The organism is Oleiphilus sp. HI0061 (genome assembly GCF_001635675.1).
Window position 1 is genome coordinate 1 of sequence record NZ_LWFE01001602.1, and the last position, 530, is coordinate 530.

The window sequence follows — 530 nt, forward strand, 5'->3', positions numbered from 1 at the left end:
GTCGATACTTACAGATGGGCTGATATAGCCCCAGCTCTTAGATAAAGGCAATGATACCTTGGGCTGGTGTCGAACGCGTGAGCCTATAATACGTTCATCCCCGACGAGACCTTCCTGGTCACGATAGAAGTAGACATATTGGCTGTGCCAGTCGAGTTGCAGTTGTTTGTAGATAGAACCGAATTGATAATTTAGTTCAGGTAAGCGTTGATAAGCTTGTTCGCTTGCCAGCAGTGTTTCATCGATACTTTTGTATTGCTGCATCAAGAAGCTGAATCGCCAGTTATCCTCTGAATAATGGAGTTCAGCCCTTCGATCAAGGTTATCACTTCGGTTTATATTCAGCCCCTGGTTCAAATCATCCAGGTAGTCAAAGTCGCTGATCTGGCTATATTTGAGCGTGCCATACCAGCCGTCATGATGCGCATTGATATCCTGACTAAAGCTGAGGCCCCAGCGAGCGTCCGTGTCATCTGGGCCGATTGCTTTCTGCTCGCTATTATAGAACTTGTCTTTGCTGATGTAGCCTA

General features: G+C 46.4%; 1 protein-coding gene. It reads right to left on the reverse strand.

What is annotated here, in order from left to right; translation table 11 throughout:
• A partial coding sequence (gene lptD, locus A3735_RS24855) for an LPS assembly protein LptD (protein ID WP_156499906.1) occupies positions 1 to 530 on the reverse strand: 530 nt, incomplete at both ends.